This is a genomic window from Parabacteroides sp. KHUB-03 (assembly GCF_056640975.1).
Window position 1 is genome coordinate 3,360,961 of sequence record NZ_CM153257.1, and the last position, 21,540, is coordinate 3,382,500.

Sequence of the window (21,540 nt, forward strand, 5' to 3'; positions counted from 1 at the left end):
GCGTATAAGACAGAAATAAATGGAAAATCGTCCGCAAAGACTACCGGCACCCTTACTATCCATCGTCCCGATCATTGTACTGATTGTCCTCCTTTTCTTTACAATCCGTACATTCGGAAGTGATGCATTAAATGGCGGCAGCCAGATTGTATTACTCACAACAACGGCGATATGTTCCCTCCTGGCTATCGTAGTCTGCAAAACGAAATGGAAAGACATCGAACAAGCTATCTGCAATAACATATTAGGTGTGTCGGTTGCACTCATTATCCTGCTATTGATAGGGGCTTTATCGGGCAGCTGGATGATAAGCGGGGTTGTACCCACACTGATTTATTACGGAATGCAGATACTGCATCCCAGTTTCTTTCTGGCATCTTGTTGCATTATCTGTTCTATCGTATCGGTTATGACAGGCAGTTCGTGGACAACTATCGCAACCATTGGTATTGCACTGATGGGCATTGGGGAAGCACAAGGTTTTTCTACCGGATGGATTGCCGGGGCTATCATATCGGGAGCTTATTTCGGTGACAAGATCTCCCCCCTTTCCGACACGACAGTTCTGGCTTCATCCGTAACGCACACCCCGTTATTCACGCACATCCGTTATATGATGTTCACAACGGTACCCTCCATGCTGATTACCTTAACCATCTTTACAATTGCGGGATTTACACAGGATAACGCAGGCAACGAACAAATAGCCGCCTTCTCGGAATCACTAAAAAGCACCTTCAACATTTCACTCTGGCTGCTCATTGTACCTGTAATAACCGGTATTCTGATTGCCCGCAAAGTACCGTCGTTAATTACTTTATTCGTATCATCGGCATTGGCTGGTGTATTCGCTCTTTTTTTTCAGCCCCATCTGCTACAAGAGATTTCAGGGCTTCCGGCAGAAGGAGTACAAGCTTCTTTCAAAGGTTTATTCATGACATTTTACGGAAGCACCCAGATAGAGACACACAACGAGGCACTGAACAACCTGGTAGCTACCCGGGGAATGGCAGGTATGATGAACACGATCTGGCTTATTATCTGTGCCATGTGTTTCGGCGGTGCCATGACAGCCAGCGGAATGCTGGAAAGTATAACTTCCGTATTCCTGCGCTTTATGAAACGCAGGGCGGGCATGGTAGCTTCTACCGTGATGTCCGGTTTATTTCTGAATATATGTACGGCAGACCAATACATATCCATTATCCTGACAGGTAATATGTTTAAAGATATATACAAACGAAAAGGCTATGAAAGCCGTCTGCTTAGCCGCACGACAGAAGACTCGGTAACGGTCACTTCCGTACTGATTCCCTGGAACACATGCGGCATGACGCAAGCTACCATTCTGGGAGTAGCCACGCTTACCTACCTGCCTTACTGTTTTTTCAACCTGATCAGTCCGTTGATGAGTATAACCGTTGCCGCCATAGGCTTCAAAATAAAACAAGTACGCGACCATGAAGAAGATAAAAATCACACTGCTGACTAAAGTCATTATTGCCATAGCCGCCGGCGTATTGTTCGGACAATTCCTGCCGTCGGGTATAGCACGAATCTTTGTCACCTTTAATTCTCTGTTCGGGAACTTCCTTTCCTTCTCCATTCCGCTCATTATTGTGGGGCTGGTAACACCGGCTATCGGAGAACTGGGCAAAGGAGCCGGCAAACTTCTGGCAATAACAGCATTGATAGCTTACGGATCAACCATCTTTTCCGGTTTCTTCACCTATTTCAGCGGTTCGGCAATCTTCCCCCACATCCTGCCTGCCAATACGGAACTGACCGCTATGGAAAACCCTGAGAGCTTCATGCTCAAACCTTATTTCGCAGTAGCCATGCCTCCGTTAATGGACGTAATGACAGCCTTATTGCTTTCGTTTACCGTAGGGCTTGGAATCTCCAACATAAAAGGAACCACCCTACGGGATACGTTCGTTGACTTCAAAGAAGTTATCACGATGCTGATAGAGGCTGTCATTATCCCTTTGCTGCCTTTGCATATCTTCGGCATTTTCCTGAATATGACGGTAAGCGGACAGGTAATGAGCGTAATTGCAATGTTCCTGAAAGTAATTGTCGTAATCTTCGTACTGCATGTGCTTTTACTGCTGATCCAATTTACAATAGCCGGCAGCGTCAGCCGTAAAAACCCGCTACGTTTATTAAAGAATATGCTGCCTGCATATGCTACAGCTTTGGGTACACAGTCTTCGGCGGCAACAATCCCTGTTACATTAGCCCAGGTTGTTAAAAACGGGGTACGCGAAAACATCGCCATATTTGTAGTTCCTTTATGTGCCACGATCCATCTGGCCGGCAGTACAATGAAGATAACGGCATGTGCCATGGCTATCATGATTATGGCAGGAGAGCCTGTTACTTTTGCCCAGTTCGGCGGCTTCATCATGATGTTAGGTATCACAATGGTAGCAGCGCCGGGAGTTCCCGGCGGAGCCATCATGGCTGCACTGGGATTACTTCAAAGCATGTTAGGATTTAATGAGACATTGCAGGCATTAATGATAGCACTATATATAGCAATGGATAGCTTTGGTACGGCATGCAACGTTACGGGCGACGGTTCCATAGCCGTCATCATAGATAAAATTGCAGGTAAACAAGCTCAATAGATAATCCGTACCAGCTCTTGCAAAGATTCCACCCCGCGCTCACGCATCATTGTATTGGCTATATGGGCACATGCATAAGCATCGGCCATAGCATGATGGTGATAGGTAAGATCATATCCGCAATGGGCGGCTACGGTTTGCAGTTGATGATTGCAAAGGTATGGATATAGTTTCCGCGATAAACGGCACGTGCAGTAAAAGTCATAGTGCGGATAAGCCAGACCATAAACCTGATGAACAGCTTTCAGGCAACCTTCGTCGAAAGGACTGTTATGCGCCACTAAAGGTATATCCTGAATCCTGGGAGCAATCCTGGCCCATACTTCTTCAAAGTCAGGAGCATCATTCGTATCCTCAGCAGTAATGCCATGAATAGCTGTTGTCCAAGGGGAATAATAATTAGGGACAGGACGTATCAAGGTATAAATACTATCTACAACCGTATCGCCTTCTACAATGGCAATACCTACACTGCACACACTGCTTCTCTTGCCGTTGGCAGTTTCAAAGTCTATAGCAGCAAAACGTTCCATCTCATTTTAGTTTGATGCAAAGGTATGAAATAATTCACAGTCTCCTTTCGCCTGCCTCACTCCGGACGATATTCGCTAATCTCCCCAGGTAGGGAGAAAGTATCACCCTAAGTAGGGAGAAGTTATCCCCCTAGGTAGGGAGCATCTTTCTCCCTACCTAGGGGTGAGCAGGGATAACGAACGCAACGAGGGCTATGCGTTACCGCTTGGCTTTGTCGTGTAGCAGGCGCATGAAGTAGCCTCCCACTACGGAGCGCGCCTGGAAGCCGCGCTGGGAGCCGTTGCTCGTAAAGTGCCAGTCGCTCAACGGAACGCGTGAAGTTGTTTCGTTAGCATACAACCATATCGGTTCCACAAGAGCGGTAAAGTCGGCCGGCGTATCGGTCAAGCAAGCACTCCACATAATCCAGTCGGACTTGGTATAATCTGCCCGGTTATCCAGCGGCAAGCCATACTTGTTCTGGTGAGTCTTATAGTAAGCCATCTCGGTAGCAGCCACTTCGGCCGGGAAGATATTGAAACCCAGCAAGCGATCCCATATCATATTATATTTCTGGCTCCAGGTTCCGGGCTTGTCGAAAGTAAGGCGGTAGTGGTCGCCATCGGCAGCCATTGCAACCCATTTCGCAGCCATTTCACGGGCAGCTTCGGTATAGCGGGCAGCTACATCGTCTTTACCCTGCATGGCAGCCAATTTTCCGTAACTGGCAATACCCATGATCGCCTTGATCGAAAGATTGGTGTTGTGAGCAAAGTGCCCGGCAAAGTCGTCGGTACAAAGCTGATTAGCAGGATCGAGCCCCTCTTTCAGCAGATAGTCGGTCCATACAGTCAGCACATCCCAATGTTTGGCCGCATAATCGGCATTTCCTTCCATCTGGGCGATAGCTGCCATAAGGATAAGCATATTGCCGCTTTCTTCCACCGGCATGTCTCCACCATAGGTCTGGCCGTTAGCCAAGGGATAGGTACCCACATCATGGGCAGCGAACGGCTTCGTCCATTTTCCGCTTTCGCTGTAATAAAGGATAGGATTCATCATGCCCTTTAACAGTTCCGGGTTATAAAGCAGGAACATAGGGGCGGACGGATAGGTAATATCCACCGTACCGATCGAACCGTTACTGAAGTTTTCTTTAGAGAAAAACAAAAGATTACCCTCTTCGTCCTGCACCAGTTTATGAGCGGCAATGACCTGGCGGTATGCAAGGGCACAAAGCTCGGCATATTTCTGTCCGCCGACAGCAGCGGCATCCTGCATCATCTTTCCATCGAATTCGTTGCAGCGCTTCATTACGTCTGCATAGTTCTTAGCACCATCAGCAAAGGCTTTGAAAATGTCCACCTGTCCGTCATGTTTCCAGTAGGCCATGCGGTTATCTCCGAAGTATTGGATAGAGTATATATCGTCATAACCTATCATGACATGCCCACTGGCTGTATTGGATGAGACTTTGCCCAAGTTATCGGCATACGCAAGCACTGTCATTTGTTTTTGCATATCGGGAGATACATCCTCTGTCCTGCCTGAAAGTTTGCCGTTTGCCATGAATGCACCTTTAGAGGCATAATACTCATCAATAGACATGGTTACACGTGGAGACTGTTCGGCTGCCAGATAGAGATAACCCCAGTCGATACGCACATCGTCGCCCGATTTGCCAAGAAGAGGCTGTTCTTCGGTTCCGGTCTTCAGGAAAGTCATGCCATCCTTTTCTATCCTCTCGAAAGAAACGGGCTGATCCAGGCTGTTCGTTGCCAATTGCGGGGTAGCTTCCAGATATACCTGAACATCATGTTCCTGTCCATCCAAAGAACGAACCTGATACGTAATATAGTTAAATGGAGAAGTCATCAAGTCCAGGTCATCCATTAAGAATGGAGCTGTGAAGATAACATCCAGCTGCACACCTCCGCATTCAAAAGTATAGAATGTCTGGGTAGGCATTACACAAACAGAAGTTTGTTTTGCACGTTCATCAAACGTATTGTCACGTTTCTCTTTTTTCACAATACCCAGATCCACATACGAACCACCACCGTTGTTATGGCAATGGGCAGCAATCACATTGCCGGTAGGCTTCAGGGCCTTCACTACTTCGGCCGGGATCTCTTTCAGCAGATTATAGTCCAGGCCATTGCCGGTAACGGCAACCAAAGTACCATTTACATAGACCTCAATATTGTCGTCGTGAGAGTATTGCAGATATAATGATTCTCCGCTTACATCTCCGGGAAGATCAAATGTGCGGCGTACCCAAATGTCGTCTGTAGTCCAGGGGGTAGACAGGTCAGGATTCCCTTCGGAACCGAATCCGGCTTTACCTGTTTTCCAGCCTTTGGCCTCATAAGCCACAGCCATCCAATCACCGGCGGGCTGTTTTTCAGTATAAAGACCTTCCCATACACCACCGGCAGCAGTCGGTATAACAGGGCTTACCGGGAAATCTTCCATTCCCATAAAACGATAAGATTTACCATCTACACGAATGCCTCCTAAAAGAGGGAAATTTTTACCTGTCCAGTGGCGGGTATTCTCCTCATTCAGGTTGTCGGAGAAAGACCATACGCTTGTGTATGGATCAATTGTAACCAAAGGTACAGCCGGAGCGCGGAGAGCATTCTCTGCGGCTGGCGTATAAGTTTCGGTTACTTCAGGCGCAGTACACGCACTGAGTAGAATAGCGCTAACGGCTAAAGAATAGATTTTACTTTTCATTAAAAACACGTATTAAGTTAGATTTGAGAACGCACAAAGATAATATAAATTACCGGATGCGGCTAGCATTTGCAATAGAGCCTACATCCGGTAAAACTATGAAATAGCAACTTATTTACTAAAATCTCTTGGTGCCGGAACAGGTGCCAACGGTTTACGGTTTTGCAACTGCAACATTATTTCCTCAATAGCCCGATCAAGTTGCTGATCTTCACCGTTCCATTCCTTTACAGGATCATTATCGATCAGGATATCAGGATCGACACCTTCGGCATTTTGCAAATAAAGTTCGGTCTTACCCGTCACATCGGAAATATATCCTACGCCGGGTTATCGGTAATATTCACTACCGTTTTTTGCTGCGGATCGTAAACCCAGATATCATCCGCCATATCCCCCTTTCAAATTATAAAGAGTATATCCTTTATTTATCAGCTGATAAGCAGTCGCAGGAATATTTTAAATCGTCCCGATCTTTAAAAAAAATCATCGGGATGATTTTTTAATTTCATCCCGATGATTTAAAATATACTATTAAGAAATTTATTTGTTCGGATTCAAAGCTTGGTCAATACGTGTCTTCAGATTTTTAAGATGACGGCTGGTAGCCGGATCATTAGCCATTCCACTTGACTTACCGATCTGAATGGAAACCTTTTCCAGACAATCACGCATCAACATCGGAACATCAGTATTTACATATTCTTTATTGTTCATATTTGCCATTAAACCGTTTACAAACGTATTCTGTATATAGCGGCGATAAGCGTTGATCGGCTGACGGTTATTCAGTTCTTTAAAAAGAACCGTACGCAAATCCGTAATATATTCGTCAGGGGTATAACTATCCGGAAAGCTGTTATTAAAGTCGGCCATACGAATAAATGTTGCCGGATCCAATAATGGGCAGGCAGAAGGGTTAAATACATAGTCAATCAAACTGTTCAATTCCTGTTCGGGAGATTGATAGATACGTAGCATATACGGTTCGTCAATAATCCAACCCGGTTTCGTAAAGAATTGTTTGTCGAAGAATGCCAACGCCTCTTTCTGTGTCTCTTTAGCTACCGGCTGATATACTTTTCCTGCTTCTTCTACACTCTTATAGTTACGGTTAACACCTCCGATATTTGTTGCCACATGCCCTAGATAACGTTTATATTGGCTGATCAGTTCCTTATGCATCCGATGAAGATTTGTATTCAGGTCTCCTTCTTCGTATGTCCATTCGGGAAGAGCTTTTACTATACGTTGCAGGTTTTTAATTCCATATTCGCTCGCTTTCACAGAATTATCGCCCAAATCCTCACGTTGGCTACGCGGATCAATACGAATTTCTTCACTACCAAACCACAAGCGCGGATTATCGGCAAGTGTTTTAACAGTCAGTTTATTCAATATCAAACGCTCCTCTTCATCATCCTTAGCTTCAAAGACAGGCATATATCCCCACTTAATAGCCCATTTATCATAAATATTAATACGTGGATATAATCCTGCTGGCCCTATATTATCCTCTGGTTGAGCCACGTAATTAAAACGGGCATAGTCCATAATAGATGCCGTATGTCCATTTGCTTCCACCCAGGCTTTGTCACGCAGTTTCTCTACCGGCGTAAGACTGCTTGCTCCCATATTATGGCGTAAACCTAATGTATGGCCTACTTCATGTGAAGAAACAAAACGAATCAGATCACCCATTAATTCTTCATCAAACTGCATTTTATTAGCACGCTTGTCACTACATCCGGCCTGTATCATATACCAGTCGTGTACCAGCTTCATGACATTATGATACCAGCCGATATGGCTTTCTATAATTTCTCCACTACGCGGATCATGCACCTGAGGACCATATGCATTCGGTATAGGTGATGCCAAATAACGGATTACTGAAAAACGGGCGTCTTCCATACTCATTGTGGTATCATTTTCCGGCCATTCTTTGCCAAAGATAGCATTCTTAAATCCCGCTTCTTCGAAAGCTTTTTGCCAGTCATTTACACCATCGATCAAATACTTACGCCATTGTTTCGGTGTAGCCGGATCAATATAAAAGACAATAGGTTTCTGAGGCTCCACCAATTCGCCCCGTTTCATCTTTTCCACATCTTCCGGTTTCGGCTCCAAACGCCAACGGCAAATAAACTTCTTTTCTTTTACGGCCTGTTGATCATCTGCAAAATAAGAATAGTTGTCTGTGAAATACCCGACACGAAGATCAAACAGACGCTTCTGCATTGGTTTTTCAGGAAGAAGTACAAAAGAAGTATTCAATTGCATAGTAACTGCTCCTGTCATCTTAGCTGCCGGATAAACGACTTCCCTGCGACCTGTTTTCCCATCGGCAGGAGCAGAAGAAGCAAAGGTCTTTACCATCCGCACTTCCGTATTGATAGGATATGATTTTATATTCTGTATGTATGACTTATCGCCTTGTATGGAACCCAGGTTATATTCTTTTTTCGTACGGGCAGGTAATGATACAGCCTGATTGTCTCCAGCAAAGAAATCGGTTACCTTGATAACGGAACTTCCATTATTCAGGGCTTCAATTGAAAAAATACCGATAATCGGATTTTCAGAACTGACAGCCACAGCTTTACTAATATCGCTGTTTTCTTCGGCGGTAGCATCTAATACCAAAGAACGAAGTAACAATTTATTATTCGGTGCTTTTTCCCAATAAACTGTTTGTTCATTTGCCATCTCACCGCCATACAAACCTCCATCTACCGGAGTAGTTGTATAACGCGTAACAGCCAATATTACACGGGATAAAATGCTGTCAGGTATTTCAAAATACCAATCCGCCCCTACCTTATGAGTAGTAAAAAGGCCTTGCATAGTTTTTGCATCCGCTGTAATCACTGAACTATACGGCTTAATACCGTTTTTACTTGTCTGTTCTACAGGCTTTACGCCTTTGTCTTTTTTGTCTTTCGACTGTACCGGTAAAGCTACGGAAAAAGCCAACAAACCGGATAGCAATAGTATTTTATTCATGGCTATTTAATTTGCAGTAAATGTAACAAAAAGGCTGGCTGATGAACCAGCCAGCCTTCGCATATTTTTAAAATAGACCGATTATTTATTCTCTATTTCATCTAGAAAACGGAAACATTCGTAATAGAACTTACGATTATTGTCTACTCCCTTTATTCCGTGCCCTAAACCTTCAAATTCGACATAACGGTGAGGCAATCCCAGCTGGATCAGTTTACGATCCATCAGACGTGAACCTTCTATATCCACACGATTATCGTGGTTACCATGCAACAGAAGTAGAGGGCCGGTCAATTTCTCTGCGTGATAAAGAGACGAGCGATCAATCAACTTTGCTTTATCGGCAACCGGATCTCCTGCTTCAAGGAAGGTCCAGTCCGGAATATTAGAGTGTGTATGTTGATAAATAATATCACAGAATCCAGCAGTTTCGATACCGAAACCGAATTTAAAGTGTGCTTTATTTCCGTTTACTTCACCGGGGAATGTAACCAGACGCATTGTTGCATAACCTCCATGGCTCATTCCAAATACACCTACACGCTCGGCAGGAACATTCAGTTTATCAGAAATATATTTTGCACAATAAATGATATCAATAATTTCATTTCCTCCCAGGTCCTTATCGTTCATAGCAGCAAAATCACGGCCAAAACCTGCACTTCCCCGTGGAGAAGGACTTAAAACAGTAATACCTGCTGCATTATAAACTTGATATTCCGTATTATAACGATTCTCTCCGCCATAGAAAGATTCAATCATTATTATTTCTTTGCCTGCAGGCAGCGGATTCTTCGGTTTATACAAATAAGCATGCAACATACGTTGTTTACCTGTAGCAGCATCAACGTCAAATGTAGGGATTGACAAACGCTCTACGTCAGAATGTACTAATTTAGCTTTCAAATCTTCCGGCAAATCAAAAGAAACAGCAAGTTTCATATTCTTTTTACCTACCTCGGCTTTTACAATCTGGAAGACCACCGATGCCGAATTAGCCAGCATACTTACTTCATTACCTTTTACAGCACCAATAGACAAAGACAAATCGGAGGATTGTTTATAAAGCATTTTGCCGGTCTTAATATCCATCAGCATCAATGAAGATTCGATCGGATTACTTTGCAAAACAAACAAATACTTCTCATTCTTTATAGTTACAAAACGTGCATCTTCAATATCCGTTGTAAAATTAGTAACCTTTGACGAACTCATATTTTTACGGTCAAAACGATAAAGATTTTTATATCCGTCCTGATCAGAAAAATAAAAACATTCATCCGGCGAAATCCACTCCTGCATTACCGATGTACCGGCATAACTAGCCATTTTGGTAGGATCTGTCAACACTGTCATCTGTTTTGTATCAGTGTCAACATAAATCACGTTAGCGTACTGACGATCTGCATCTTTCAAAGCAAGAATCATAAGTCCTTTGCCATCAGGTTGCCAACTTACATCTCCCCATGTATAACGGAAATCCGGCTTATCCTGGCAAACCAATTCATCCTTTCCAGTCTTCAAATCCAGAATGCGAAGTTCATCCAAACGCTTTTCGTTTTGAGCTAGACGGGTTACATAAGCAATTTTTGTTTTCTGCGGATTGAAGTCCCATGCATAAATATAAGGAACATCTGTCAGCTTTTCAGGATTCGGTGAAAGGAGGTTGCTACGATAGATATTAATAATCTCCTCATTATTCTCATCACCAATCCAATACACACAGCCATCCTTATCATTATACTGGGGGCCCCAGCAATTACGCTTAGAAAAGTCCAGATCCACAACATCTGTTGCTTTAGACAAATCCTGTCCTTTCGCAAGATCAAGCCATTGCAGCTTGTTTGCATTCGAAGTCTTGAAGAAGAACAATTTTGTTCCATCCTCACTCAATGAAAACTGTGAATACGGAAAGTCTTCAAAGAAAGGAGCAATATTCACATCACGATCTTGAAACTTCAGTGTCAAGTTGGATGATGATTGCTGTGCTGTGGTGGCCGTCACGGCCACCACCAGCATTAATGTTGCAAATAGTTTATTCATAAAAAGCAAGAGATCTATGGTTAATTTCTCCAATATTCATTCTGATCTGCATCAGTAAGTTGTTTATTATAGAACAATTCAGTGTTTGGTATAGGCAACATGAAACGAGGGCTATTAGCCGGAAGTTCCTTTACACCAGCCCATTGATCAGGACCTACGCGTTTCAACGGTTTCTGCAAACGTTTCATATCATTCAATGCAAAACCTTCTCCGTATAATTCCTTACGTCTTTCATACCAGATATTATCAACTGTAGCATCGGTAGTTTTTGCACCGCGGGCAACCTGCAATGTATTCAAAACATCTTTAGCTACAGAAGCATTTCCCATCTGAAGTTCTGCTTCTGCCTTAATCAGATAGCCTTCTGCAATACGGCAGAAAGGATATTCGGCATCACCAATACGTGTACGATGTCCAAACTTGCTTACAAAATAACCGTCATCCTCATATACATAACCTGGAAACAATTTACGGCAATCCGTATCATCAAACATATTCCGGAAAGAAGCAGCTGCACGAACTGTACTATATCCTTTCAACATATCAGCTGAAGCTTTCTTCTCAACATCTTCCGGAGCAATCTTAGCACCATATTCATATCCTTCAAAGTAAGAACAATACCAATAGAAAGACGGGATAGAGGCATACAGGTTACAAGTATTAGGTGTGAAGTTGAAGAACCATAACCATTCTTTGTTATGATCCTTAAATCCAGCCTTATAATCTGCCTGAGACATCAAATTGGAACCATCATAGCTTCCGGTAGCCAATGTTGCATACTTTTCTGCATTTTTATAATCTGCCATATTCAAATAAGTGCGGGCAAGCAACATAGCTGCTCCTTTCTTATTCATAAACTGGGCATCAGAGCCTGTACTATGTTCATACAAGTAAGTCAAATCGGATACAATCTGATCATAAGCTTCACGTACAGAAGAGCGTCCAACATTTTCACTTTCGTCGCTGGAACCCGGTTTCAGGCGCAATAAGATACCTTTAGAATCCGGTTGATCGGTATATGCACGGGCAAACAACTGGGTAAGCAACAAAAAGTTATACCCTCTTAATCCATATGCTTGCGCAATCATGTCTTCTTTTTCACCACCCTCAGGCAACATAGTCTCTTTGCTTGCAATGATTGTATTTGCCTGGTCAATTGATTTATAAGCATATCTCCATATATATGCACAATAGCCAGTCCACCATGGATCGTCAACAGGAGTTTGTGCATACTGATAAGAGAAAATCAACCAGTTATAAGTAGGAAAACCATATGCACCACTGGTCATTGTAAGGTCTTCACCCATAAGATCCGAAGTCATCATTGCCAACGTATGATAACGATATTCCCCTAAATGAGAGTAAGCTCCCATCAAGGCTGTTTTAGCTGCTGCCACATCCGTATAAATCTGGTCGTCGGATACGGAAGTAGAAGGAACCTGGTCGAGCACATCGCTTGAACAGGAAAAAAAGAACGGTAATGCTAGACTTAGCAATAAATATTTTGTTTTCATATTCATCTCTATTTATAAAAGTTCATTTGATTAGAAGTTCAGGTTGAATCCCATTGTAAATGTACGGGGCACAGGGATCGTAGTCAAGTCATTATAACCACCAACACCAAAGATGTCAATATCGTCATATCCTTTCCAGTCATCTTTAAACCATGTAAACAGGTTATCTGCACTTACAAATACTTTAGCACCCTTCACCACGTTGGAGAAAGCACCCAGACGTGAAGGCAAATTGTATGTCAACGTAATATTCTTCAATTTAATATTCGTTGCATCATACAAATAACGGGTAGATACACCGTTAGAAGTATTTGTATTATTATTTGAATACTTCGGAACATTTGTATTTGTATTCGTAGGAGTCCATGCATTCAATTCGTCCTTATGCATCTGTGCACCAGCCTGATTACCATCATGCATAACCTGAGAATACAAACCGTCATATACCAAACCACCCCAGCTATAAGCAAACAGGATAGACAGGTCAAAACCTTTATAAGAAAGACTTGTACTTAAACCACCATAGAGGTCTGGAGTAGCACGTCCTTGTTTTTCATAAGTTGCCTGGCTGTAAACATTTGTAGTCGTACGATTTCCGTTAGCATCGACCTTAATCCATAAAGGATCGCCATTCTTAGGATCTACGCCCGCCCATGTAGGCATATAGAATTCATATTGACTACTCCCCTTTGACCAAATCTTTTTAGTAGAAGAAATTATCTGGTCGTCACCTACTATATCCTTAATTTCGTCACGGATTGCAGATAAGTTAAAGTCTACATTCCATTTTACAGGAGTATCACGAAGAATATAGGCGCCAAAAGTAAACTCAACACCATAGTTGGCAACTTTGGCCATATTCATCATAATAGATTCAAAACCATTAGAAGCGGCAAGCGGATAGTTGTACAATAAGTCTTTTGAGTTTTTATGGAAATATTCCAAAGATCCATAAAAACGATTCAGGAAGCGGTAGTCTACGCCAATATTAAACATTGCCTGTTTTTCCCAACGCAAATATGGATTAGCAAGCTGTGTATGACCTGTACCGGAAGCTGTACCATAAATATAGTCAGCGCCAGTGTCCCAGAGGCCTAATGACTGGTAACGATCAAGTCCCTGATTATTACCGGAAGTACCGTAGCTCAAGCGAAGTTTCAACTGATCTATCCAAGTCAGGTTCTTCATAAAGTTTTCCTGTTCCATACGCCAGGAAGCACCTGCGCTCCAAAAAGTACCCCATTTATTATCTTTCCCGAATACGGAAGAACCGTCACTACGTAAACTTACTGAGAAATTATAACGATCATTATATGTATATTCCACACGACCCAAATAAGAGATCAAAGCCTCTTTCGTCGTCTTAGATTGTGGAGCCAATGCAGATGCACCTGAACCAAGTTCGTGCATTCCGTTCAGCGGGAATGAAGTAGCACCAGCTTCTGTTCTTTCATATTCACTCTGCCAATACTCAAAACCAAGCATAGCACTCAAGTTATGTTTATCTGCAATACGAGTGTTATAATTCAACGTATTAGTAGACGTGTACATCAAATCCGTTGTATTATAACGGTCTGAACGTCCACCATAAGCAGGTCCGTTACCGTGATCTTTATTCCAATATTTTAATTCCGAATAGTGGATATAATCCGGAGAAAATACAGTCTTGAAATTTAAGCCTTTATACAATTGGAAATCCAGAAAAGCAGATGCAAGAAAGCGATAATTCTTACTTTGATTGATATCCATCTTCGGAATAGCAATAGGGTTAAAATCCAAAGAAGTAGGGTTCTTAAAATTAAACTGTTTGTTACCGTTTGAATCAAGAATCGGATTGCCATTGCTGTCTGTCAAATAAACAGGAACGCCATTGGGGAACAATAAAGCATTGTACAATGGACTAGCTCCGGCTCCACCACCTACTTCCATATTCTGGATAGCATGAGAAAAAGTTACGTTCATACCAGCTTTTAACCAAGGTGTTATTTCTGTAGTTACATTACCTTTTCCTGAATAACGTTTGTACATTGCAGACGGAGTTACACCATCCTGATCATGGTAACCTGTTGAAAAGAAATAGCTGGTCTTTTCGTTACCGCCTGTTACATTAATATTATAGTCCTGGGTAAATGCAGTTTTAAATATCTCGTCCTGCCAATCTGTATCAACAATAATGCGTGCTCCATTAACTAAATTACCATTAGCATCATAAGGTTGATCCATATTATATGGGTTAAAAGTAATTGCGCCCTGTGTTAATGTATTTGCTGCAGCTGCAGCTTCTGCAGGAGTAGCTCCGGCAGCCAGTTTTTGTTCGTAATATGAACGGAACTTTGTATCATAGAATTGAGACGAACTCATCATATCATAAGCCTTCGGAACAGAGGAAAAACCGAATTGGGCATTGAAAGACACTGTTGCCTTACCCGATTTACCATTTTTGGTAGTAATTAAAACAACACCATTAGCTGCACGTGATCCATATAGTGAAGCAGCTGCCGCATCCTTTAAAACTGTTATAGTTTCAATATCCTGAGGATTCAGAGTTGCAAGAATACTGGATGTATTGTCGTTGTCATCCGCCAACTTACTATACTTTGTATTTGCAGAGATGGGCACACCATCAACAACATACAAAGGTTCGTTTGAAGCATTCAAAGAACCGGATCCGCGAATACGGAAAGAAGATGTAGATCCCGGTTGTCCTGATGAAGACATAACCTGCAAACCTGCAACCTGTCCTTGCAACGATTTATCAAATGAAGCGCTGGGAGTTTGAATTTTACTATTATCCACACTAGCAGCAGAACCTGTAAACACGGACTTTTTAGCTGTGCCATAAGCAACCACCACTACTTCATCCAATGCTTCGGAACTACTTTTTAAAACAACTCTCATATTAGGTTGTGCAGGAACTTCCTGTGTTTCCATACCTACATAAGATATAACCAATATTTTGGAATCAGAAGGTATCGACAATTCAAATTTACCATCAAAATCAGTAATTGTACCTTGCGATGTTCCTTTTACCAAAACAGATGCGCCAATAATAGGCATCCCATCATCACCAGAAATAACAACGCCTTTTACAGAACTTGTCTGTGCTATTGATATGCTTATCCCCAAGCATAAAAACAGCATTAACCACGTTAGCTTACTTTTCATAATCATATCTATTAACTGTTAGTAGTATTCGCAACACTCAATTTTTTAATAGCTTTAACCATTCTCTAAAAAATAAGTTCTAATCGAACTTAAATAACATTATATGGTTTTCACTCGTTTTCCCGTTGCAAAGGAATGAAAAAAAGACACAACCAAGAAACATTTTAATACTTTTATTTGACAAAAATCTTTGATTTATAAATTTCACAAGCATAAAAGCTTCTTTTTTTTAAAAAAAGACCAAGAAAAGACAAGGTACGACTTAGTTCGATTAGAACTAAGTCGTACCTTGTTCCATTACAAATGCCAAAATATTTTTTTTAAACACAAAGACAAATCTTATTAATTTTCACATTTATTCATGCGATATTCTATTTCTGTCCGACAAAAGTTACCCTACAATGCCTTAGCACAAATTTATAACCATATCCATTAGTATAAGATTTATATATCAAACCATTTTCCAATAACGCAAGAGAGGCGGCAGGCTGGTAATAATGTTTACCAGCCTGCCGCCTCTCTTGCGTTATAATAGATATTATCTAACTAATGTGTAGCACTCATTGTAAATTCCAATTTACCGCCTTTTACAATATCTTTATGCGAGATGAAAGGACTATCAAAAACTTTTCCATTCAGCTTTACCTCCTTTACATACTTGTTAGCCGGACTATTATCTTTTACTACTATCTCAAACTCGCCACCTTTCACATGAATTATTGCATGATCCACCATTGGACGTCCCAAAGTATATTCAGGAATACCAGGACATACCTGATAAAAGCCAAGAGCGCTCATAATATACCAGGCCGACATTTGTCCGCAATCTTCATTTCCGATAATACCTCCAGGTTCATTTGTATAGAATTCCCGCATAATATAATCTAAATATTCCTGTCCCTTCCATGGAGAATCGGTCCAGTTATATAAATAAGCCATATGATGGCTCGGCTCATTTCCATGCGCATATTGTCCGATCAGGCCTGTAATATCAGCCGAAGCTTCTTCTCCTTCTATTTCAGATGAAGTCGTGAACAAAGTATCCAAACGCATTTCAAGTTCTTTCTTACCACCGATAGCATTAATAAAGTTATCCATATCATGTGGAGCAAAGAAACTCCATTGGAATGCGTTACCTTCCGTATAATCGCTTTTCATGTGAGAAGAATAACGAGGGTTAAACGGTGTACGGAATGAACCGTCACCCATTACTCCACGCATTAGCTTTGTTTCCGGATCCAAATACTTTTTATAATACTCAGCCTTCTTGGCATATTCATTGGCAATTTCCATATTGCCGGCCTTCCTGGCAATTTGCGAAACACACCAATCGTAATAAGCCATTTCTAATGCCCAGGAAACAGATTCCGGAACAGAATCGGCAGGAACAAATCCATATTTCTCTTTATAATACGGATGCATGGTGATCAGGTCAAGCTCCCGGGTACCTTTAAACTTTTCAGCCAGATCCGGACGATAAACAGAAGAACGTGTTGCTGCTTCCGACCATAAGCTCATATCCCCTTCAGCAAGGTCTTTCGATATAAGATCGGCAAGCACGGACATAGCCGGATAGCCAACCATACATCCTGTATAACTTGAAGCCAATGGCCATTTAGGCAAAATACCGCCTTCTTTGTATCCCTGAATCAAAACATTTCCCCAATTGGATGCTAATTCCGGTTTTATTATAGTCATCAATGGATGCAATGCACGGAAAGTATCCCATAAAGAAAAAACTGAGTAATTAACATAACCCGGTTTTGCTGTATGTATTTGTTTATCCATGCCCAAATAACGGCCATCTACATCTTGATACACATAAGGAGATATCATTGTATGATAAAGTGCCGTATAGAAATTAACCAATACTTTGGGATCTGCACTTTCAATCTGAATCAGATTAAGAGCTTTATTCCATATCCGGGCAGATTCTTCACGCGTCTTCTCAAAATCCCATCCGGGTAATTCGGCACTCATATTCTTTGCTGCCCCTTTTGTATCTACGGTAGAGATACCCACCTTTACATACAGCGGTTGATTATTCTCGGGAAACTTATAATGAAACTTCAAGTCTTTATCCGTATTTACAGATATAAAGAGTGAATCGCTACGTAATTTCCCATCCATATACTGATAAACGGTTTCTATCGGTTCGGAGAATGTAATGCGATAGGAAACAGAATGAAAATACGCCCATCCTTGTGTTTTCACAGTACCCTCCACTGTAGAATCATTGACAAACAGATATTGGTTACCAATCACTTTATGCCCCCAGTTAGGTTGAAGTATATGCCCCAGGTCTAACATTACCCTACGTTCTTTCGGATTATCATACGTATATTTATGAAAACCCACCCGATCCGTAGTTGTGAGCTCCACATTGATTCCAAAATTATCCAGCCGAACTGCGTAATAGCCCGGAGTTGCTTTTTCGGTATCTTTCTTAAAAGTGGCTACCGGTTTAATAGAATCTTCTCCCGAATAAGGAAGTAAAGCAACATCGCCAAGATCTCCGATACCCGTACCTGAGAGATGCGTATGACTGAATCCATAAATACGATCATCGTCATAATGATAACCGCTACTGGCTTCCCATCCTAAAAGATGAGTATCCGGACTAAGTTGCACCAGTGCATTCGGACGTGTTGCACCGGGAAATGTATGCCCATGAAATCCGGTTCCGATAAAAGGATCGGCATACTGTAAATAATCGTTTTGAGAATATGTTGTAGTTGCCTGCTTACACCCGGTTAGCATTAAAGCAAATACAGCAGTTGAAAATAATAAGGTTGTTCTTTTCACTGTTTGATATTATTTAATTGAATCTTTATTAAACTTCTGAATATTTAAGCATTAATCACTCTACAAATATAGTGAAAAAGGACAATACTACCTTGTTGCTCCATTTTCTTCCAAAAAAATAATCTGTACCGCATGGCTTTCCGTATTACGGGAAATAAGGAGCAAGCAGAGCAGATCGTACAAGACGCTATGCTAAAAGTATGGAGCCAAAGGTCGACATGGATGATTATCGATGATCTTCCGGCATATTGCCTTATGGTGACACGAAATATTGCACTAAAAAGTACTATGGCTATTCTGTCAAAATGCTCTTTCCTATCTGATTGATATTAATTATCTTTGGTGCACTAATTTAATTCGGATAAATAATTATGAAAACGAATGTAATAAGAATCATATACACTTTGACGTGTATATTCATGTGTATGGCTATTTCAGCTCAAGAAGACGCAAAGAAATTAGCAGGTAATTGGTCTTTTTCTGCACCACAGGCACCTAACGGGTATCAGGATGGCGATTGTCATTTTAAAGAAAAAAGCGGAAAATTGACGGCTATAGCAAAAGTCCGGGGGTCAGAACTTGCTATCAATGAAATAATAAAAGACAGCAATGCTGAAACGTATAAATGTAATTTTTATCTGGATGGAGCTTATATCGAGCTCATCTTTAAAATGACAAAAGACGATCAACTGGAAGGAACTGTCAATACCCAAGGAATGAATATTCCTGTTCGTTTCAATAAAAAAGTTTCAAAGGTTCAAATTAAGGAATAAGCAGGATGTTTACAGTAATCGGAATTATGTTCGGAGGAATTGCCGTTGGTTTTTTATTACGGAAGATTGAATTTCTACAAAAAATAGGAAAACCCATCTCTTACACTATTTTACTTTTATTATTTCTTTTAGGAGTATCTGTGGGAGCTAACGATGCAATCGTCAGCAACCTGAGTACGCTTGGAGGACAAGCATTATTAATTGCATTAGCTACAACGACGGGAAGTGTATTAGCAGCCTGGCTCGTTTATCGTTTCTTTTTTAAAGAAAGGAGCAATGCATGAAGGGCAGTTTAATTGTTGTAGGTTTTTTTGCTCTTGGCTGCCTGATAGGATGGGGTAAGCTTGTGCCCGATAGCCTTATCAGTGGCAATCTTACGATGTACGTCCTTTATTTTCTGATGTTCCAGGTGGGGATCAGCATTGGGTGTGATAAGAAACTAAAAGATATTCTATGCAGCATACGTCCTAAGCTTTTACTTGTTCCATTAGCTACTATTATAGGGACTTTAATTTTTTCGGCACTTGTCAGCTTATTACTCACGCAGTGGAGCGTATTCGACTGCCTGGCCATAGGCAGCGGCTTTGCTTATTACTCTCTTTCATCTATTTTAATCACGCAATTGAAAGAACCTACCCTCGGAGTTCAACTGGCAACCGAATTAGGAACAATTGCTCTAATGGCAAATATCATACGGGAAATCTTTGCCTTACTAGGAGCTCCCCTGTTTGTAAAATACTTTGGCCGACTAGCACCGATATGTGCAGGAGGAGCAACAACAATGGATACAACTTTGCCCATTATCACCCGTTATTCTGGCAAAGACCTAGTATTTGTATCTATTTTCCACGGAATATTGGTAGACTTCACCGTCCCTTTTTTCGTTTCGTTTTTCTGTTCCTTATAACTAGACAACAGATATAAAAGAGAAAGAACCGCAGAATAATTCTGCGGTTCTTTCTTCTTTTATTACTTTCCTATTGTTTTCAACATTTCCTGTACGGCAACTTTTAGTTGCATATCTTCACCTTTCATTTGCGATTCAGGTGTATTATAAACTTCAATGTCCGGTTGTAATTCATGGTTTTCCATATAATTGCCTTGTAAATCCTGTACTCCTACCTGGGGAATACCGAATACAATAGAAGGATCTATCTGTTGTTCCCACCAAACAGCCGTCATCGTTCCCGGCACTGGTGTACCAATTAGTTTGCCAATGCCCAGATGTTTATATACCCATGGGAATCCATGTGCATTGGAATAGTTATCTTCGCAAACCAAAACACAAGAAGGTTTCAGCCATTTGTTGTATGGATCACTTCCTATATATTGGCCACGTGGCATAAAACGTTGATATTCTTTTCCGCTCAACAAGGTTGCCAAATCATCATGCAACCAGCCTCCGCCATTATGACGTGTATCCACAATCAAAGCTTCTTTATTACGGCAACGGCCTAACACTTCCGAATATACCTCACGAAAGCTTTCGCTATTCATACCCTTTACATGTACATAGCCAATCTTGCCTCCTGAAAGTTCGTCAACCATCTTCCGGCGTTGTTCAACCCAACGCTTATACAACAAATCAGACAAATTACCATAAGAAACAGGCTTAATTTGTTCATCGAAACGAACTTTTGTCGAAGGGTTATATACCGACAGAAGAATCTTCTTTCCTTCTTTACCTTTTAAAAGCGGATAATAATCTTCTCCGGCTTTAATTGCAACCCCATCTATTTTCTCAATAATACAACCGGTAGTGATTTTACTATCGGCAAGTGTAAGAGGGCCTTTTGCAATTATTTCTTCTATTTTCAGACCATCACCGGAATAGTTGTTATCAAAGAAAGCTCCTAGGCTAGCTGTAGCCGGAGCAATAGGTGCAGGACGATAACGCGCTCCGGTATGAGAACCGTTCAATTCACCTAACATCTCGGATAACATTTCTTGAAAATCGAAATTGTTATTAACATGAGGCAAAAACTTTTCATAAGCAATCTCATATCCTTTCCAGTCAATTCCGTGTATCTTCGGATCATAGAATTTATCAGAAACCTGACGCCAGATATGATGGAAAATATATTCGCGTTCCTTAGCCGGACGATAAGCAAACTCGGCTTTAAAAGCTATAGGTTCCACTTTACTGTCTTTAATATCTACCTTTTTTAATTGGCCTTTAGAAACGAGGAACAGATTCTCGCCTTTCTTATCCGTAAACATACTGCCGGCTCCAACATCTTTAATCAGCAATTTAGTCGTATTCTCTTTGAAATCGCGCATCCACAGATCATAACCTTTCTCAAAAGCAGCACAGTAATATAGCTTGTCACCTTTTGGAGTAAGTACAGC

At 41.4% G+C, this 21,540-nt stretch carries 15 protein-coding genes (1 of these 15 only partly in view); 6 read left to right on the forward strand and 9 right to left on the reverse strand.

Annotated elements, in window-relative coordinates:
* Positions 1-19 precede the first annotated feature (19 nt).
* Both nhaC and ACYIB7_RS14415 read left to right on the forward strand, forming a co-directional pair.
* Complete coding sequence (gene nhaC, locus ACYIB7_RS14410) at positions 20-1,492, forward strand: Na+/H+ antiporter NhaC (protein WP_480337556.1); 1,473 nt, start codon at positions 20-22, stop codon at positions 1,490-1,492.
* Positions 1,461-2,633 (forward strand): dicarboxylate/amino acid:cation symporter, encoded by a 1,173-nt coding sequence (locus ACYIB7_RS14415; RefSeq protein WP_480337558.1) that lies wholly within the window; start codon positions 1,461-1,463, stop codon positions 2,631-2,633. Before nhaC ends, ACYIB7_RS14415 begins: the two co-directional genes overlap by 32 nt.
* Here ACYIB7_RS14415 and ACYIB7_RS14420 read toward each other — a convergent pair.
* From ACYIB7_RS14420 to ACYIB7_RS14455, 8 genes are all read right to left on the reverse strand, one after another.
* The gene (locus ACYIB7_RS14420) at positions 2,627-3,166 is read right to left on the reverse strand and encodes a 3'-5' exonuclease (RefSeq protein WP_103983951.1); all 540 of its coding nucleotides are present in this window, start codon (positions 3,164-3,166) and stop codon (positions 2,627-2,629) included. The two genes, ACYIB7_RS14415 and ACYIB7_RS14420, sit on opposite strands and share 7 nt — an antisense overlap.
* 199 nt (positions 3,167-3,365) lie before the next feature.
* Entirely contained in the window at positions 3,366-5,885 is a 2,520-nt protein-coding gene (locus ACYIB7_RS14425; protein WP_480337560.1) for a glutaminase domain-containing protein, read from the reverse strand.
* Between the two features lie 111 nt (positions 5,886-5,996).
* The gene (locus tag ACYIB7_RS14430; RefSeq protein WP_103983953.1) at positions 5,997-6,191 is read right to left on the reverse strand and encodes a hypothetical protein; all 195 of its coding nucleotides are present in this window, start codon (positions 6,189-6,191) and stop codon (positions 5,997-5,999) included.
* 237 nt (positions 6,192-6,428) lie between these two features.
* The gene (locus ACYIB7_RS14435; RefSeq protein WP_480337561.1) at positions 6,429-8,891 is read right to left on the reverse strand and encodes a zinc-dependent metalloprotease; all 2,463 of its coding nucleotides are present in this window, start codon (positions 8,889-8,891) and stop codon (positions 6,429-6,431) included.
* An 81-nt stretch (positions 8,892-8,972) separates the two neighbouring features.
* Complete coding sequence (locus tag ACYIB7_RS14440; protein ID WP_480337562.1) at positions 8,973-10,934, reverse strand: alpha/beta hydrolase family protein; 1,962 nt, start codon at positions 10,932-10,934, stop codon at positions 8,973-8,975.
* 20 nt (positions 10,935-10,954) lie between these two features.
* On the reverse strand, positions 10,955-12,448 hold the full coding sequence (locus tag ACYIB7_RS14445; RefSeq protein WP_160034729.1) for a RagB/SusD family nutrient uptake outer membrane protein: 1,494 nt from the start codon (positions 12,446-12,448) through the stop codon (positions 10,955-10,957).
* Positions 12,449-12,478: 30 nt separating this feature from the next.
* Positions 12,479-15,613 (reverse strand): SusC/RagA family TonB-linked outer membrane protein, encoded by a 3,135-nt coding sequence (locus tag ACYIB7_RS14450; RefSeq protein ID WP_234999370.1) that lies wholly within the window; start codon positions 15,611-15,613, stop codon positions 12,479-12,481.
* Between the two features lie 546 nt (positions 15,614-16,159).
* Positions 16,160-18,373, reverse strand: coding sequence for a GH92 family glycosyl hydrolase (locus tag ACYIB7_RS14455; RefSeq protein WP_480338484.1), 2,214 nt, complete (start codon positions 18,371-18,373; stop codon positions 16,160-16,162).
* Positions 18,374-18,550: 177 nt separating this feature from the next.
* Here ACYIB7_RS14455 and ACYIB7_RS14460 point away from each other — a divergent pair, with 177 nt between their 5' ends.
* The 4 genes from ACYIB7_RS14460 (at position 18,551) to ACYIB7_RS14475 (ending at position 20,098) form a co-directional block, all read left to right on the forward strand.
* On the forward strand, positions 18,551-18,745 hold the full coding sequence (locus ACYIB7_RS14460) for a sigma factor (RefSeq protein ID WP_103983956.1): 195 nt from the start codon (positions 18,551-18,553) through the stop codon (positions 18,743-18,745).
* Positions 18,746-18,843: 98 nt separating this feature from the next.
* Positions 18,844-19,191, forward strand: a complete 348-nt coding sequence (locus ACYIB7_RS14465) for a hypothetical protein (protein ID WP_146059483.1) — start codon at positions 18,844-18,846, stop codon at positions 19,189-19,191.
* Between the two features lie 5 nt (positions 19,192-19,196).
* Complete coding sequence (locus ACYIB7_RS14470) at positions 19,197-19,475, forward strand: LysO family transporter (RefSeq protein ID WP_099464608.1); 279 nt, start codon at positions 19,197-19,199, stop codon at positions 19,473-19,475.
* Positions 19,472-20,098 (forward strand): LysO family transporter, encoded by a 627-nt coding sequence (locus ACYIB7_RS14475; protein ID WP_103983958.1) that lies wholly within the window; start codon positions 19,472-19,474, stop codon positions 20,096-20,098. Before ACYIB7_RS14470 ends, ACYIB7_RS14475 begins: the two co-directional genes overlap by 4 nt.
* 62 nt (positions 20,099-20,160) lie before the next feature.
* On the opposite strand, the gene ACYIB7_RS14480 is transcribed toward ACYIB7_RS14475, so the two are convergent.
* A protein-coding gene (locus ACYIB7_RS14480) for a S41 family peptidase (RefSeq protein ID WP_480337565.1) crosses the window boundary here: on the reverse strand, positions 20,161-21,540 show its end. The gene runs 1,860 nt beyond the window's last position; the window shows 1,380 of its 3,240 coding nt (coding positions 1,861-3,240); its start codon lies off the right edge, out of view — the gene reads right to left on this strand; the stop codon is at positions 20,161-20,163.

What these genes read in the sequence shown, in the direction of transcription:
- nhaC (WP_480337556.1), top strand. Translation starts at nt 20, where the DNA reads ATGGAAAATCGTCCGCAAAGACTACCGGCACCCTTACTATCCATCGTC.
- ACYIB7_RS14415 (WP_480337558.1), top strand. Translation starts at nt 1,461, where the DNA reads ATGAAGAAGATAAAAATCACACTGCTGACTAAAGTCATTATTGCCATA.
- ACYIB7_RS14420 (WP_103983951.1), bottom strand. Translation starts at nt 3,166, where the DNA reads ATGGAACGTTTTGCTGCTATAGACTTTGAAACTGCCAACGGCAAGAGA.
- ACYIB7_RS14425 (WP_480337560.1), bottom strand. Translation starts at nt 5,885, where the DNA reads ATGAAAAGTAAAATCTATTCTTTAGCCGTTAGCGCTATTCTACTCAGT.
- ACYIB7_RS14435 (WP_480337561.1), bottom strand. Translation starts at nt 8,891, where the DNA reads ATGAATAAAATACTATTGCTATCCGGTTTGTTGGCTTTTTCCGTAGCT.
- ACYIB7_RS14440 (WP_480337562.1), bottom strand. Translation starts at nt 10,934, where the DNA reads ATGAATAAACTATTTGCAACATTAATGCTGGTGGTGGCCGTGACGGCC.
- ACYIB7_RS14445 (WP_160034729.1), bottom strand. Translation starts at nt 12,448, where the DNA reads ATGAAAACAAAATATTTATTGCTAAGTCTAGCATTACCGTTCTTTTTT.
- ACYIB7_RS14450 (WP_234999370.1), bottom strand. Translation starts at nt 15,613, where the DNA reads ATGAAAAGTAAGCTAACGTGGTTAATGCTGTTTTTATGCTTGGGGATA.
- ACYIB7_RS14455 (WP_480338484.1), bottom strand. Translation starts at nt 18,373, where the DNA reads ATGCTAACCGGGTGTAAGCAGGCAACTACAACATATTCTCAAAACGAT.
- ACYIB7_RS14460 (WP_103983956.1), top strand. Translation starts at nt 18,551, where the DNA reads ATGGCTTTCCGTATTACGGGAAATAAGGAGCAAGCAGAGCAGATCGTA.
- ACYIB7_RS14465 (WP_146059483.1), top strand. Translation starts at nt 18,844, where the DNA reads ATGGCTATTTCAGCTCAAGAAGACGCAAAGAAATTAGCAGGTAATTGG.
- ACYIB7_RS14470 (WP_099464608.1), top strand. Translation starts at nt 19,197, where the DNA reads ATGTTTACAGTAATCGGAATTATGTTCGGAGGAATTGCCGTTGGTTTT.
- ACYIB7_RS14475 (WP_103983958.1), top strand. Translation starts at nt 19,472, where the DNA reads ATGAAGGGCAGTTTAATTGTTGTAGGTTTTTTTGCTCTTGGCTGCCTG.